Origin of the sequence: Aestuariirhabdus haliotis, assembly GCF_023509475.1 — a bacterium.
In the GTDB taxonomy this organism is placed as follows: Bacteria; Pseudomonadota; Gammaproteobacteria; order Pseudomonadales; family Aestuariirhabdaceae; genus Aestuariirhabdus; species Aestuariirhabdus haliotis.
In genome coordinates this window covers 1-14,997 of the sequence record NZ_JAKSDZ010000064.1, presented here as the reverse complement: position 1 = coordinate 14,997, position 14,997 = coordinate 1, and the positions used below count along the sequence as shown (strand labels likewise).

The window sequence follows — 14,997 nt, the reverse complement described above, 5'->3', positions numbered from 1 at the left end:
TCAAGGCGAAGCTCGCCGTTCATGTCGAGACCTGAACAAGGGCTTCAACACCGAGAGAAACCATTTTAGAACCGCCCTACGGGGCTTTCAGGCGACCCCGGACTCTTTGTTACGCCTTTTTGAAAGGTCTGGACCTTACTGCAAAGACGTGCCGCGATTCTGGATTCGCCTGAAAGCCAGAGTTCATCTGAATTCATCAGAGGTGCCCTAGCCGGTATCAACCAAAAGAAGTAATTGCTGTTTCGAGCCGGCATTGAAGTGGCATTCGTACCCAACCTGTACGAGACTTACTGACAACAATAATGATAAGAATGCGGTCACCTTGTCGTGGCAGTATGAATGGGGCGGGTTGGATGAATCAGCTGAGCGATGGGCTGTGGATTCATGACGATATCATGAGCCTGCTCGGAGTGCCTTTGCGCGTTCGCATGACCATTGTGCGTTTGTCCAGCGGCGGACTGTGGGTGCATTCTCCTACTCGCTTGTTGCCCGAGCTGGCGAGTGAGGTCGAGTCGCTTGGCGCTGTAGAATATCTGGTTGGCCCTAACAACGGGCATAACCTGTGGCTCGATGAGTGGCATCAAGCGTATCCAGAAGCCGCACTGTATGTGAGTCCCGGTATACCCGCCAAGATTAGATCCAACCAGTATCGTCTATTGGGTGCTTCTCCTGTTTTAGCGTGGAAGAAGGACCTTGAGCAAGTGCATATACAGGGCGCACCATTTTTTGATGAGACGGTGTTTTTCCACCCCAGAACCGGCTCACTGATTGTTACGGATTTGATTCAGCATTATGACGCTCGCCCGCCTGGACTGGCCGGGTTAATCACTCGATGGGTATTGGAGCCTATGGGCTTTAAAGGAATCTGTCTTGCCCCCCCCTTGAAGCGCAAGTTTATTCTAAAGGATAAACTTGCGTTTTCGGCGGCGATTGATCGCATTGCTCAATGGGATTTTGAGCGCATTATCATAGCCCACGGGGACATTATTGAATCCCGGGCAAAAGAGATTTTTGTGCAGCTCTGCGATGGCTTATTAGGAAGCAACCATGATTGTCATCAATCGCTTGAAAGCTACCGACTGAAGCAATAATAGACGGCAAAGTCTCCGAATGATGGGCTCTGCTATTGCACAATGTTTTTCCCGAATAAGTGACGCCAGTCCTGTTGGTTCATATCCAATAGCTCTTCGAGAATCTCCTGGCTATGCTCCCCGCGCAGGGGCGGTGCCTGATGATAATTGATGGGGGTTTCAGAAAACTTCACCGGATTGGCAATGGAAGGGCTGTTACCGGCCTCGGTATGAGGCAGTTCAACCTGCATCTGACGATGTTGAACCTGGGGGTCGGCAAAGACCTGTTCCAAGGTATTGATCGGGCCGCAGGGTACGCCTTGCCGGGATAAGTTTTCCAGCCACCAGTCACTGTTGTGCTGGCGCATCAAGTATTCGATGTCAGGCAGTAATTGATGCCGGTTCTCGACGCGAGAACGATTACTGGCAAAGCGGGGATCCCGGGCTAATTCGGGTTGTCCGGCCAGCGTACAGAATTTGGCAAACTGGGCATCGTTACCTACGGCCAGAATGATATGGCCATCGGCGGTAGCGAAGGCCTGGTAGGGCACGATATTCGGGTGAGCATTGCCCAGCCGTTCGGGGCTCTTGCCGCTGGCCAGATAATTCATGCCCTGGTTGGCCAGAGTGGCGACCTGAACATCGAGCAGTGCCAGGTCAATCTGTTGTCCCTGCCCCGTTTTCATACGATGAATCAGCGCCGCCTGAATGGCGTTACAAGCATAGAGGCCGGTCATGATATCGGCCTGGGCAACTCCAACTTTCATGGGTTGCCCCTGTGGATCTCCGGTTATGCTCATCAGGCCCCCCATGGCCTGGATCATAAAGTCGTAGCCGGCGCGGCTTTTATAAGGGCCGGTTTGGCCAAAGCCGGTGATGGAACAGTAGATAAGAGAGGGGTTAGTTGATCGCAGGGCGTCGTAGTCGAGGCCGTACTTTGCCAGCCCGCCGACCTTGTAGTTTTCTACCAGCACATCGCATTGTTTGGCCAGCTTGTGGATCAGCTGCTGACCCTCGGGTTGGGTAATGTCGATGCTGATGGAGCGCTTGCCGCGATTGGCGGCGTGGAAATAGGCCGCGTCTTCGGTATCTTCCCCGGCTGCGTTCTTTATATAGGGCGGACCCCAGCCCCGGGTGTCGTCACCGTTGCCCGGGCGCTCAACCTTGATCACCTCAGCGCCGAAATCGGCCAGCATCTGGGTCGCCCAGGGGCCGGCAAGGATACGGCTCAGGTCGAGTATCCGAATGCCTTCCAGTGCGCCGCTCATAACAAGGTCCCGCTGGACAGCGACAAATGACGCTTCGCTGGGTTGAGGGGCCATTTAGTTCGGGGGTAAGCGCAGCGCATTAGACTCTCCATCGAAGGCGGTATCAAACCGCTAGGGCAAGAGTCCTACTCTATGGTTTGCCGGGTGGAAAATACAAGCCTGGCTGGGCGTAAATGGGGAGCAGCTGAGCAGGTTTCATAACATGGACGAAACCAGGGGCTTACTCACCTTTAGGGTCGTCTTTCTTTTCCAGGTCATCAACGAGTTGTTGATAGCGTTTTTCCAGCGCTTCCAGACGTTCCCGGGTTCGCGCCAGAACGGCGGCCTGAGTATCGAATTCGTCACGGCTTACCAGATTCAGTTTGCCGAAGGCGTTCTGCAGTAAAAGCTGAAGCTTTTGTTCGGCGTCCTGATGAAACTGGGACTTGTCCCCGCTGAGAATCTGGGCGGCCTGGCGACTCAGGCCGGCAATAAACAGTTTATCAATCATAGCTAGGCAAAATCTGTTGGTTCTGGAAGAGGCGCCATTCTAGCACAGGCGTTGCTGGCAATGGATTGGTCCAACGGCCAGCTGGCCCGAAATGGCCTTGATAAGCCTGGGGTTTCACCGCGGAATGCACCATGGCTGTCCATTAAATGGGCGCTTATGGTGCCTGCTGCACGATACAGGGAAGGTTTGCCCCCTATTGGTGCGCCACTAGGGGGCGTCGACCAATAATGGTGCCTGACAAGCCTGGGGGGGCTCGAAGAAATCGTGTAACTAATGTTAACTAATTGAAAATAAAGAAAATAATGGTTTTGGCACAGCCAATGCAAAGAGCAGGTATCGCGTAATTGTTCAGGCGTACCTTTGCGGAACAGTTGCTACGAGGATGCATGGTCTTAGCCATCAGCGTTTTACCCAAGCGTAAATGGCTAAGGTCAGCCCGGTCAGGAAGACCAGAGAATAAGAGCGGGACGCAGCGCCAACGGCCGGGCCCGAAAACAAACCAGGAGATTCTACATGAAGTTAGTGTCAGCAATAGTCAAACCCTTCAAGCTCGATGATGTGCGTGAAGCCCTCTCCGAGATTGGTGTTCAGGGTATCACCGTCTCTGAAGTGAAAGGCTTCGGGCGTCAGAAAGGCCACACCGAACTCTATCGCGGTGCCGAATATGTGGTGGATTTTCTGCCCAAGGTCAAGCTGGAAATTGCCATCGCCGACGAGTTGCTCGATCAGGTGATTGAAGCGGTAACCAAGGCGGCCCATACCGGCAAAATTGGTGACGGCAAGATCTTTGTGACTTCCGTTGAGCAGGTGATCCGGATTCGTACCGGTGAGACCGGCACCGACGCCGTTTAAACACCTACCGAATTTAACGACTCAATTTTTAGAGGGGAACTGTTGTGGAAAACAACCTTTATCATCTCCAGTATGCGATGGATACTTTTTACTTCCTGGTGTGCGGCGCACTGGTCATGTGGATGGCCGCCGGCTTTGCCATGCTGGAAGCCGGTCTGGTCCGTTCCAAGAACACGACTGAAATTTTGACCAAGAACATCGCCCTGTTTGCGATCTCTTGCGTGATGTACATGGTTTGCGGTTACGCCATTATGTACGGTGGCGCGCCGCTGCTGTCTGGCATCGAAAATGTCGATGTGGATGGCGTGATGGGCGAATTCGCCGAGCGTGAAGACGGCTTCGTGGGCGGTTCTATTTACGCTGGCGCGTCTGACTTCTTCTTCCAGGTGGTGTTCGTAGCGACCGCCATGTCGATCGTGTCCGGTGCGGTTGCCGAGCGTATGAAACTGTGGTCTTTCCTGCTGTTCGCCGTGGTTATGACCGGTTTCATCTACCCAATGGAAGGCTACTGGACCTGGGGCGGTGGCGATGTCTTTGGCATGTACAACCTGGGTGACCTTGGTTTCTCTGACTTCGCCGGTTCCGGTATCGTGCACATGGCCGGTGCTGCCGCTGCTTTGGCTGGTGTCCTGTTGCTGGGCGCTCGTAAAGGCAAGTACGGTGCTAATGGCCAGGTTAACGCCATTCCCGGTGCCAACCTGCCACTGGCGACCCTGGGTACCTTTATCCTGTGGATGGGCTGGTTCGGCTTCAACGGTGGTTCTGTCCTGAAGCTGGGCGATGTTGCCAGCTCTGCATCGGTTGCCATGGTCTTCCTGAACACCAACGCCGCGGCGGCTGGTGGTGTGGTTGCCGCACTGATCACTGCGCGTCTGCTGTTCGGTAAGGCGGATCTGACCATGGCGCTGAACGGTGCTCTGGCGGGTCTGGTAGCTATTACGGCTGAGCCTTCTACTCCAAGCGCTTTCCAGGCGACCCTGATCGGTGCGATCGGTGGTGTGCTGGTGGTCTTCTCTATCCTGTCTCTGGACAAGTTGAAGATTGATGATCCTGTCGGTGCGATCTCTGTTCACGGTGTAGTGGGTCTATTCGGTCTGCTGGTTGTGCCTGCGACCAATACCGGTGCCAGCTACAGCGGTCAGCTGATCGGCGCCCTGACTATCTTCGTGTGGGTCTTCGGAGCCAGCCTGGTTGTCTGGGCGATCCTCAAGGCTGTAACTGGAATCCGGGTTACCGAAGAGGAAGAGTACGAGGGTGTTGACCTTGCCGAGTGCGGTATGGAAGCCTACCCCGAGTTTACGAACAAGTAATAGTATCAATAAGTAAAAACAAAGCAGTAAACGAATGGGCGCCTCCAGGCGCCCTTTTTTATGTACAGGATGTACGGTATGCCGCGAGAGCCAGGGATGGCGGTAGCGGCCTATGTTGGAGGATGTACGGTATGCCGCGAGAGCCAGGGATGGCGGTAGCGGCCTATGTTGGAGGATGTACGGTATGCCGCGAGAGCCAGGGATGGTGGTAGCGTTAAAGGATGTGAAGTATGTCCGATAAAATGATCAGGTATCACCTGCCAAAGATCGGCAATGAACTGTTCTAAACAGCAGGCTTAGGTTTATAAAAAATTTGGTGTCACATCCCGTACTGAGTTGCTAGCGTTTTTGAGCAAAGCCATCGGCTAATGGGGCAAAGTTCGATCGAGCCGGGTCGTCAATTTTTGCACGACAGTTCAGTCCGGGTGGTCCCTGTTCACAATTATGGATTAAAACGCCGGGTCTGAGGATGCAGTTAACAGATTGCAGAATCTAATCTCGACACACAGGTGTCCAGTCAGTAAAACGAGCGCATTTCAAGGGCAGTAAACTGTTTAAGGGTGCTCAATGACAACCGACCTTCAAGATAAAACCTCCATAAAAAAGTCGATTCTGATGATTCAGCTTTTGACCTTGCCGGCGACAATCGCACTGGGTCTGGGGTTGTATGGTGTGGTAGCGGTACAGGGTGATGCTTTTCATCCGGTACTTAACAACAGAGAGTTTTGCTACTTCCTGATCGTTATCAGTGTACTTATTGATGTTATTGCTGTTATAAAATTAATCCCGCTCTTCAAAGCTCAAAAAGGACTTGCTCGTTAACACACTTCCTGGTGGGGGAAGCTAGATAGCAATCCAGTTAATAAGAAGGAAGATAAATGCAAGCCTTTCAGCCGATACTGCTGCCGGTTGTTACCCTGATTGCCTGGACTCTGGTGATGTGGGTCTGGATGTACGCCACCCGTCTACCCGCCATGCATAAAGCCGGCATGACACCGGATTCCCATGCGCCTCGAGGTGCACAAATGGCGCAGCTACCGCCACCGGTGCAATGGAAAGCGGATAACTACACTCACCTTATGGAGCAGCCGACCATTTTTTATGCGTTGGCGCTGGTATTGGCATTGATCGAACAGGGTTCGGGTGCCAATCTGGTGTTGGCCTGGAGTTACGTTGTTCTGCGCGTAGTTCATAGCCTGGTGCAAGCTCTGGTCAATAAAATTGAGGTGCGCTTTGGGCTGTTTGTGCTGTCGACTTTAGCGTTGTTTGGGTTGGCCGTGAATGCACTGTTAGTGCTGTTATAGCGTTGCCTTATGGCGTTGAATTAAACAACCCATGCTCCAGTTGCTCTTTCAGTGATAATCGCTCACAACGATTACGGCCGTTGAACTTGGCCTTATAGAGTGCCAGGTCGGCACATTTGATCAGGTCTTTCAGGGTGATTTTCTGAGTTGGCGTGACCGTCGCAATACCGATGCTGACGGTAATACGATCCACTCCGCCCACATCCCCTCGAGACAGATTGGCATCATAAACAGTCTCAATAAGCCGTTCTGCCAGCAAATCGGCGGTATCGTCGCTGGTTTGGGGAAAGATAATTACGAACTCTTCACCGCCATAGCGTGCAGCCAGATCACCGGGTCGTTTGGCCTGTTCATCCACTAATTGAGCAATACTTGTCAGGGTTTCGTCACCGGCCTGATGGCCGTAGTGATCGTTGTATTTTTTAAAATGATCAACATCGATAAACAACAAGGAGAGGGCCGAGCTGCTGCGATTACAGCGACTCCATTCCTGCTCGAGGACCCGATCAAAGTGACCTCGGTTGGCGATACCCGTCAACTTGTCCTGACGCGATAGGGCTTCCATCATTCGAGCTAGGCTATCGGCTCGATTTTTCTCAATCCGTATGATCTGGTGTTGTAAGTAGTTTCGACGCCGCTGGCGCTCACTCAGCATGTTCAGTATTAAGCCCATGGCATTAATACCGATAAAACTATGACTGAGCATAAAGTAATCGGCAGGGTAAGGCGCAAATAACTGCACCACCGGAATAGTTGCCGCGGCGGCAAGATTAATGAGTAATGCGGTACTGAAGTGAAGCCCTGAGAATGTGTAAACGGCCATGACCGTATAAAAAATGGAAAAATAGCCGGTAAGCACCACCTCATGCTCGGTGACGAACATGGGAAAGTTGATCACGTTGATCAGGCCAGCAAAGGCCACTAGCGAAATATAACCGAAGTAATACTTATCTAGAGCCGAAATACGGGCGCATATCAACGCAGTAATGATGGCGATACCGATAGCGCTGGCTGATATGACCCAGTAATGGATATCCTGGGATGTGGAGTTTAGTAATGTCGCTTCAAGTGCAACCAGAAACACAAAAATAACAAGGACCATGTGTCCATTGGCACGAAAGAAAGAGATCGCGTCTTTACGAACCGCGGCAAGAAAGAACTTCTCCAGGTTGTCTGGAAAGCGATAGCGAACCGGGTCTTTTTGCAGTAGCAGTTTGATTTCACTCAGGTCGTTTTCCTGAGATGGGCTGCTACCCTTGTTCGGGGTTTCCATTATGAAAGATGGCCCTGTCGTGTCCTGTGTTCAAAGTGTAGATCAAATTTTTTACAGGATGGAACAAGGGCCACGTTGTTGAGCACTGGTCAGTATCAGGAGGACAAAGAAACCGACCATAGAACTGTTGGCTGAAAAATCAGTCCTTCAGGCGTTCTGTAAAATGTGCCAATGCTTCGTCGAAGGTTTGTCGCAGTTCACCCTGCCAATTACGTAGAAAACGACGGAGATCTGCGTGCAGGGCCTTTTTCAGAGAGCGTTGGTTCGTGTGAAACAGCATCGAATCCAGATCGATCAGGGTAATGCCATTGGCATCCACCATCAGGTTGCTGGCTTTGGTGTCGCCGTGACTAAGACCTGCCTGGTAAAGGGATTCGAACAACTCAATCACCTGTTGAAGCAGTTGTTCCTGGCTCCAGGGTGATGCTTCAGAATCGGCAAAGGCTTCGGCCAGGCTGCATCCATTTACCTGTTCGGTGATCAGAAATGCCCGGCGCCGTATGGGTCCGAGGCGCTCTTCTTTCACGGCGATGGGCAGTGGCGTGCGTATGCCGTTGAATCTCAACCGGTAGGCATTTTCCCAGGCACTCCAGGCTCGACTGGGACGCCAGCTGCGACCAATGGCATGACGACGATTTTTCAGGTTATAGCGTTTAAGAACCAGAGTTCGCTGGTTGAGTTCGATGGCGCTGACGCTGGCGGTATTGCCTTGCTTCAGACTTTGCCCCTCGGCGATAAAGTGATCCGGATCGGCCAGTATCGCTCTTAGGGTATCGTCGTCCTGTTCCCGGCGCATCACCTGAAAGCTGCGCGGGTCTCTCTGGGTGACGAATTCGGTGCAATCCCGGGCCAGTTTGCGGGCAAAGTGACGCCAACGATAATGGCGCTTTTTATTGACCGCCTGGCGTAGGGCTTCAGCCGTAAAGGGTGTCGACTTCAGGTGATGTTGGTAGCACTGCCAAACGGTGTCCAAGTGCCGGTCATAACGGGGTGGCAGTTGTGCCATCAGGATTGCCAGGTTATCTCGGGCCAGGTTGGCGTTGAGTGGGGCGCTGTGGGCATCGATGCTGCCACAATCGATAACAAAGATCTGATGGTTATCGCGAATAAAATTATCCAGATGGATATCTTGCTGGCGCAGACCCGCGCGATGCATCCGGGCGCAGAGGGTGACCGCTTGCTCCAGAGCTTGTTGTTGCTCTGCTTCACCGGCTTGTTGCCAATGAGCCTGTAAAGAGTCGCCCTGCAGATATTGATAACGTACAAGTTGTGCGGGTTGCCCGTGATCTTTGGAGTGCTCAATGCGCTCGGGTGTGGCAATGCCAGCGCTCTGCAGGTGCTGGTGCCCCTGGACTTCCCGCTGGTAATCCTTTGCGCGATAGAAGATTTTCACCACCTGATGCTGGCCATCACGCTCGAGCAGAAGCACCACACGACGCTGGGGCAATATTCGTAGCAGGCTTTGGCAAGCCCAGCGGCCGTCGCTTAATTCGACCTGAAACGGAGGGCTCAGTTGATGATCGGCCTGTTGCAGGGAGTCGAGGCTGTGGATAGGGTTTGAAGACATACCGAAGCTCAAGGGGGCTAGGCGGCCTATTCTATGCGCCCAGCCCCATGCCTGCCACCCCGGATGTCAGGCATAGGGTCAGGGGAGGCATCGCGGGGGCTGGCTGAGTTCGCCTTAACCAGACGGTTGTTGTAACCTTGCCGTCAGCGCGTCGGTTGACGGATGCGAGTGAGGGTAAATCCCGGCTCTCCTTCAGGGCGCAGTTGCCAACATTTTATTAGGAAACATTATGTCTTTATTGATTGGGGATAACCTGGTGGTCAGCATGAATTACAAGTTGACCGACGATACTGGTGAAGTGATTGACAGTTCTGAAGGCGGCGAGCCGCTCAACTACTTGCACGGTGCCAGCAATATCATTCCTGGTCTGGAAAAGGAGCTGGTTGGTAAGGTTCAGGGGGACGCTCTGACCGTTACGGTTCAGCCAGCCGAAGCTTACGGTGAACTGGACCCCGAGCTGGTACAAACGGTTGAAAAAGGCCTGTTTGAAGGTGTAGAGAGCATTGAGCCGGGTATGATGTTTCAGGCCCAGGGCCCGAACGGAGAAGTACAGCGCATCATGGTAAAAGCGGTTGAAGGTGACGAGGTTACCATCGATGCCAACCATCCGCTGGCCGGTAAAGTTCTGCATTTCGAGGTGGAGATTGTCAGCGTCCGTGACGCCACCGAAGAGGAGATCGCGCACGGTCACGTGCACTAAGCGAATTCTTTCAACGCTGGTATTGAATCAACAGGATGATGTGATCGGCGTTGTTCTGTTGATTCAAGGTTATTATATTAAAGTAATCCATCCGCTCCCTATCTTGATCTGCCGCTTAATTGTTTTCAGCGTTTGAGACCTCTTTATCTCCGTAGCTGGCAACTTGCAATGGATACGGTTCCACACCGGTTTTTCCTGAGTGGTGAATTAAGGTCAAATCCAGTCGCTGAGCGCCTTCGTCTTCAGGTGCCCTATTTTTTCGCTTTGAGCTTGCCATCAAATCATAGAGTTTGATGATGAGAGCATTCATGTCCAAACTGATAACCAGCAGTTACGTGGCGATGACCTGGTTGGGAGCTAATCTGTCCCCTGCAAGATATGTACTGGACTTCCGGGAAGCACTAACGAAGAGGGTTATAAAAATAGCGAGAATAATCCAGATCAAGGTTTTTCAGCGCTGGATTTTCTAGATGAAACAGGCGACGTTTCTGCAACTGAACAAACTCCAGGCTGGGTCCGTAATATTCTGACCACAGGGCTGGTAAGGTTCCATTCTTATAGGCCGTCTGCAGGCCCTCGAGAATACGTTTTGCTGCTTTGTGGTTATGTTTATTGGTATAGAAGAAACGTGGAAGAGGATAAACAATCGATAACGTTTGATCGTAAGCCAGATTCTCCAAGTGGCGATGAGATTCGTATTCGGCCAGCAATTCACTGGCACCACGGCAAAAGAGATCGAAACGTTGAAGGGCGACCATTTTAAACAGGCTTTCATAAGACGCAATTTCGGTGACGTTAAATCCATGACTACGCAGAATTGCTACATCTCCCCACTTGGTACCCTGACCGTGGGTAAGTTCTTTCAGTTGCTCCAGAGTTTCAATTGAAGCTATGCGGTTGAGGTTTTGCTTGGCAGTAAAACACACGCGGTATCCTACAATTCCGAGGTCAACCGGAAAAGGGATGTATATCAAGTTGTTGGATTCCAACTGACTGTTGTAGCTGGCTTTGAAAATAAAGTTCGTATGGTTTCCTGTTGAAGCCGCGAGAATAGAACGTCCGGAATTCATTTTCGGACTCATTTCAATATGGTAGTCACCATGACTTGGTCGCGTAGTTTCGAGGGCCAGTTTAATAACGGCATTGGAATAAAGAGAGCGTTTATCGCTATCAGACTCCGGTGGTCGCAGGGTGACCACCGTTTGTGCCAGTAATGGTAAGGAGACGCTGGCGATCAATATGCAGGCTAGGAATCGTTTCATACGCAGCGGTATCGTTGTTTTAACGCTCTAATAGTTTATTCCTTAACGAAACTGAGGGTGCTCTAGCAACCCTGCCAATAACGGTAATCCATGTACCATAGTCTCAAGAGTCTAATGAGAGCTATGTCGAGATACAATAGTGAGAGGCGTAATCTTATTTTGAGGTTGGTAATACGGTGCTAACCATCTCTCTGATACCCATTTCACGTTTTATAGGTTTTACAGAGATGGTTTTCCCGGTTGCTGTTGTCGTTTTTTTATTTCTGTAATCTGGCTGAATGATGATAGAAATTTGTTGTCAGGTTATTTGTTGGTGCAAGCCGATAAGTCGGCGCTCAGGCTAACCCGTTAGGAAAGTCAGATGCTTGACGTGTTTTCCGGCAGGTTGGTTTGCAGCTGGTCTACCATCAGATCGACAAAGGCTCTTACCTTGGCTGAGGTGTAGCGCCCCTCACGATGCACAATGTGCACCGGCAAGCCCCGGGTTTCATAATCGGCCAGGATAATCTCAAGCTCGCCGGCGGCGAGCTGTGGTGCAATCTGGTAGGAGAGTAAACGGGTGATGCCGAGCCCGGCAACGGCGGCAGCAATGGCCCCGTCATTGCTGCTGACCTGCAAGCGGGGGCGGGTTCGCACCGAAATGCTTTTCTGGCGATCGGCAAAGCTCCACTCGACAGTCGGGCTGACCGCACTGGCCACAACCAGGGAGTGGTGTTGCAGCGCTGAAGGTGTCTTCGGAATGCCTTGCCGCGACAGATAGCCCGGCGCGGCGCAGAGTACCCGGCGAATGTTGCCAACCCGACGCGCTTTCATATTGGAGTCCGGTAACTCACCTATCCGAATGCCCACATCCTGTCCCTCTTCCAGCAGGTTCACCACACGATCGACGAACAACGCGGAAACCTCCATATCGGGGTAGCGGCGCAGATATTCCACAATGCCTGGCATCACGTGCAGGCGACCAAACATGACGGGTGCAGTTACTGCCAGATGGCCGCGGGGTTCGGCGTGGATGCCGGTGGCAATCTCGTCGGCTTCATCGGCTTCGGCAATAATACGCCGGCACGCTTCCAGATAGCGTTGGCCCGCTTCGGTCACGCGGACAAAGCGGGTAGTTCGATTCAAAAGCTTTGTCCCCAAGTGCGCTTCCAGTCCGGCGACTGCCCGGGTGACCGCCGGCGGAGAGATTCCCAGTCGGCGAGCTGCAGCGGAAAAACTCTCGGTTTCGGCTACGGCAACAAAGATGCCCATCGCTTGTAATCGATCCATAATTATTCCTTTAAGTGGAATAATGAATTCTAAGAAATGGATATTCTTTAATCAATTCGGTTTTTGCACAATGCAATTGTCTTCGGAGCGCAGTTCCTCCAAACGGCACCCAGTCAGCATTCTGGTCGTGGTTCCGGGGTGAGGTAGCGCCGAATAAAGCAACTGCCATAAGGGCATACAACAGAACTGAACAGGAGAATTCCCATGAGTCGTATTAATCTGGTCGAGGATACCAACGCCACTACCGAACAAGCCGAATTGCTCAGCGCGATTCGCTCCCAGCTGGGCATGGTTCCCAACTTCTTGCGCGTCTTTGCCAACTCTCCGGCTGCCTTGCGAGCCTTTTTGGGGCTGCACGGTATCGCCGGTGAAGGCCGTCTTGAGCCCCAGACCCGTGAGCGTATTGCGCTGGCGCTGGCACAGCAAAATTCTTGTGAGTATTGCCTGTCAGCCCATACGGCTCTGGGCCGCAAAGCCGGTTTGAGCCCGCAGGAGATCGAAGCCAATCGGTCCGGCTCCAGTCAGGACGACAAGGCTGCAGCCGCTGTCGCATTTGCCCGGTCACTGGTCGAACACAAAGGGGAGGTGACCACGGCCGAAATCCTTGCGGTACGGAACGCCGGTTTTGACGAAGCGGAGATTGTTGAAATCATCACTCACGCGGGCATGAATCTGCTGACCAATATTTTGGGCAAAGCCAGCCGTTTGGAAATTGACTTTCCCAGGGTGGCGCTCAAACAGGCTGGCTAATCGGTTTCCTTGACTGCCGGGATTGCGTTCGGGCTTTGGGCGCAATCCTTTGGCGGGAAGGCTTTCGAATGTTGTTGGTGACACCGAAAAGGTTGCTTCTATCAGGAGACAGATTATGCCGCGTGCATTTGCCAATATCGCTTTTACGCCCAGCGTTAAAGCGGCGCAGACCCGTAATGGCAGTCGCGAAGCCAACGCTGGTTTCGAAGTTGGAGACCCGGAGAAAGCCGAGCTGGGTTTTATCGAGCAGGAATTTATTGCCGAACGCGACAGCTTTTACCAGGCTACGGTATCGGAAAATGGCTGGCCTTATGTGCAGCACCGGGGCGGTCCCAGGGGTTTCCTTAAAGTGCTGGATAAGTGCACCCTGGGCTTCGCCGAATTTAGTGGTAATCGACAATACCTGAGCGTTGGTAACCTGTCAGTTAATGAGAAAGTATCGCTTATTCTGATGGATTATCCCAACCGGCGTCGCCTGAAAATTTGGGGCCGGGTCGAGTTGGTGGAAGAATCCCAAGCCCCCAAGCTGATGGCACAGCTCGAGGTGGCAACCTATCGCGCGCGTATCGAGCGAGCCTGTATTATTCGAGTGGAAGCCTTCGATTGGAATTGCCCGCAGCATATCAGTCCACGTTATAGCGAAGCGGAAGTGGAGGCCTTGCTGGAACCGCTGCAAGCGCAGTTACGTTCCTTACAAGAGCAATCCTCGGCAGGATCTTTCGTCTCGTCAGGCGCTAGCGTTTCTGCCTTGGGCAGCGGTTCGCTGGAACTGGTGGTGAGCGGAGTGCGACAACTCACACCGAGAGTTCGCGGGTTTGAATTACGAGCGGCGGATGGCGGCGAGCTGCCAGCGATCGAAGCCGGATCGCACCTGGCGGTTCCGGTTGAATCAGGTTCGGGGCAGGTTGATCGGCGGCACTACTCCATCAGCTCCAACCCTCGACGCCGGGATGCCTGGGAAATTGCCGTACAGCTGGACAGAGAGGATGGGGGGGCGGCCTTCGTGCATAAACATTATCGGCTAGGCATGCGCATTCGTTGTGAGCCTCCTGATAACTTTTTCCCGCTGCGTAAGGAGCAGGGACCGGTGGTGTTGATTGCTGGTGGTATTGGTATTACGGCAATCAAGTCGATGGCGTTGGCGCTGGAGCAATCCGGTCGAGCCTTTCAACTGCATTACGCTGGCCGCTCGGCTCAGGAGATGGCTTACCGGGATCGTTTGCAGTATCAGTTTGGCAAGCGGCTCAGATTGTATGCCAGTGACCGAAAGCAGCGGATCGGCCCAGCCCGGATTGTGGCGCAAGCGCCCCCCGATACAACGTTTTATCTCTGCGGTCCGTCATCGCTGTTAAGTGCGTTCAGGGCCGAATTTGCCAGGCAGGAAGTGCCTGCTGATCGTTGGCGAGTTGAACGCTTTAGCCCCGATCGACATGTGACGAACTCGGCTTTCGAGGTGAGTCTGGTGCGCAGCCAGCAGTGTCTTGAGGTTCCGGCCGATCAGACTTTACTCGAGGTGCTGGAACAGGCCGGTATATCTGCCCCTTCGAATTGTCGCGTCGGTCAATGCGGCAGTTGTCGCCTGAATGTTCTGGAGGGTGAGCCCGATCATCGCGATGGATGGCTTACGGCCGAAGAGCGGGCCAGCAATCGAGTCATTCTAAGCTGCGTATCCCGGGCTCGATCGAAACATCTGGTGCTGGATCTCTAATCACGCTGGCCTGTTTGTTGCTCTGTAGTTAATGCTGAAAGGGTCTCGATAATTGCGCGAGCTTTGTAGCGAAATATTACCTAGGGCACCTCTGATTAATTCAGATGAACTCTGGCTTTCAGGCGAATCCAGAATCGCGGCACGTCTTTGCAGTAAGGTCCAGACCTTTCAAAA

16 protein-coding genes are annotated in these 14,997 nt (G+C 52.7%); 9 read left to right on the top strand and 7 right to left on the bottom strand.

What is annotated here, in order from left to right:
* Both MIB40_RS18365 and MIB40_RS18360 read left to right on the top strand, forming a co-directional pair.
* On the top strand, window positions 1-211 hold a 211-nt coding region (locus tag MIB40_RS18365; RefSeq protein WP_249696959.1), incomplete at its 5' end, for a hypothetical protein.
* 142 nt (window positions 212-353) lie between these two features.
* Entirely contained in the window at window positions 354-1,091 is a 738-nt protein-coding gene (locus MIB40_RS18360; protein WP_249696958.1) for a DUF4336 domain-containing protein, read from the top strand.
* Between the two features lie 32 nt (window positions 1,092-1,123).
* On the opposite strand, the gene MIB40_RS18355 is transcribed toward MIB40_RS18360, so the two are convergent.
* Together MIB40_RS18355 and MIB40_RS18350 are read right to left on the bottom strand one after the other, a co-directional pair.
* Entirely contained in the window at window positions 1,124-2,338 is a 1,215-nt protein-coding gene (locus MIB40_RS18355; RefSeq protein ID WP_249696957.1) for a CaiB/BaiF CoA transferase family protein, read from the bottom strand.
* Between the two features lie 220 nt (window positions 2,339-2,558).
* Window positions 2,559-2,828: an accessory factor UbiK family protein gene (locus MIB40_RS18350; protein ID WP_249696956.1), complete on the bottom strand. Its 270-nt coding sequence runs from the start codon at window positions 2,826-2,828 to the stop codon at window positions 2,559-2,561.
* A gap of 513 nt (window positions 2,829-3,341) precedes the next feature.
* On the opposite strand from MIB40_RS18350, the gene glnK reads away from it, so the two are divergent.
* From glnK to MIB40_RS18330, 4 genes are all read left to right on the top strand, one after another.
* Window positions 3,342-3,680 carry a P-II family nitrogen regulator gene (gene glnK, locus MIB40_RS18345; protein ID WP_249696955.1) on the top strand — a complete coding sequence of 113 codons (339 nt, stop codon included), beginning with the start codon at window positions 3,342-3,344 and terminating at the stop codon, window positions 3,678-3,680.
* A gap of 77 nt (window positions 3,681-3,757) precedes the next feature.
* Window positions 3,758-4,990 (top strand): ammonium transporter, encoded by a 1,233-nt coding sequence (locus tag MIB40_RS18340; RefSeq protein WP_264758627.1) that lies wholly within the window; start codon window positions 3,758-3,760, stop codon window positions 4,988-4,990.
* Window positions 4,991-5,557: 567 nt separating this feature from the next.
* Window positions 5,558-5,812, top strand: coding sequence for a hypothetical protein (locus MIB40_RS18335; protein ID WP_249696953.1), 255 nt, complete (start codon window positions 5,558-5,560; stop codon window positions 5,810-5,812).
* Window positions 5,813-5,868: 56 nt separating this feature from the next.
* Complete coding sequence (locus MIB40_RS18330) at window positions 5,869-6,294, top strand: MAPEG family protein (protein ID WP_249696952.1); 426 nt, start codon at window positions 5,869-5,871, stop codon at window positions 6,292-6,294.
* Window positions 6,295-6,301: 7 nt separating this feature from the next.
* Here MIB40_RS18330 and MIB40_RS18325 read toward each other — a convergent pair whose 3' ends face one another.
* Together MIB40_RS18325 and MIB40_RS18320 are read right to left on the bottom strand one after the other, a co-directional pair.
* Window positions 6,302-7,567 (bottom strand): GGDEF domain-containing protein, encoded by a 1,266-nt coding sequence (locus MIB40_RS18325; protein ID WP_249696951.1) that lies wholly within the window; start codon window positions 7,565-7,567, stop codon window positions 6,302-6,304.
* A 139-nt stretch (window positions 7,568-7,706) separates the two neighbouring features.
* On the bottom strand, window positions 7,707-9,134 hold the full coding sequence (locus MIB40_RS18320; protein ID WP_249696950.1) for a lipopolysaccharide kinase InaA family protein: 1,428 nt from the start codon (window positions 9,132-9,134) through the stop codon (window positions 7,707-7,709).
* Between the two features lie 229 nt (window positions 9,135-9,363).
* On the opposite strand from MIB40_RS18320, the gene MIB40_RS18315 reads away from it, so the two are divergent.
* Entirely contained in the window at window positions 9,364-9,834 is a 471-nt protein-coding gene (locus tag MIB40_RS18315) for an FKBP-type peptidyl-prolyl cis-trans isomerase (RefSeq protein ID WP_249696949.1), read from the top strand.
* Window positions 9,835-9,949: 115 nt separating this feature from the next.
* On the opposite strand, the gene MIB40_RS18310 is transcribed toward MIB40_RS18315, so the two are convergent.
* From MIB40_RS18310 to MIB40_RS18300, 3 genes are all read right to left on the bottom strand, one after another.
* Complete coding sequence (locus MIB40_RS18310; protein ID WP_249696948.1) at window positions 9,950-10,144, bottom strand: hypothetical protein; 195 nt, start codon at window positions 10,142-10,144, stop codon at window positions 9,950-9,952.
* Window positions 10,145-10,235: 91 nt separating this feature from the next.
* The gene (locus MIB40_RS18305; RefSeq protein ID WP_249696947.1) at window positions 10,236-11,072 is read right to left on the bottom strand and encodes a hypothetical protein; all 837 of its coding nucleotides are present in this window, start codon (window positions 11,070-11,072) and stop codon (window positions 10,236-10,238) included.
* Window positions 11,073-11,453: 381 nt separating this feature from the next.
* On the bottom strand, window positions 11,454-12,365 hold the full coding sequence (locus MIB40_RS18300; protein ID WP_249696946.1) for a LysR family transcriptional regulator: 912 nt from the start codon (window positions 12,363-12,365) through the stop codon (window positions 11,454-11,456).
* Window positions 12,366-12,569: 204 nt separating this feature from the next.
* On the opposite strand from MIB40_RS18300, the gene MIB40_RS18295 reads away from it, so the two are divergent.
* Both MIB40_RS18295 and MIB40_RS18290 read left to right on the top strand, forming a co-directional pair.
* On the top strand, window positions 12,570-13,115 hold the full coding sequence (locus MIB40_RS18295) for a carboxymuconolactone decarboxylase family protein (protein WP_249696945.1): 546 nt from the start codon (window positions 12,570-12,572) through the stop codon (window positions 13,113-13,115).
* 115 nt (window positions 13,116-13,230) lie between these two features.
* Window positions 13,231-14,823, top strand: coding sequence for a 2Fe-2S iron-sulfur cluster-binding protein (locus MIB40_RS18290; protein WP_249696944.1), 1,593 nt, complete (start codon window positions 13,231-13,233; stop codon window positions 14,821-14,823).
* Window positions 14,824-14,997 lie beyond the last annotated feature (174 nt).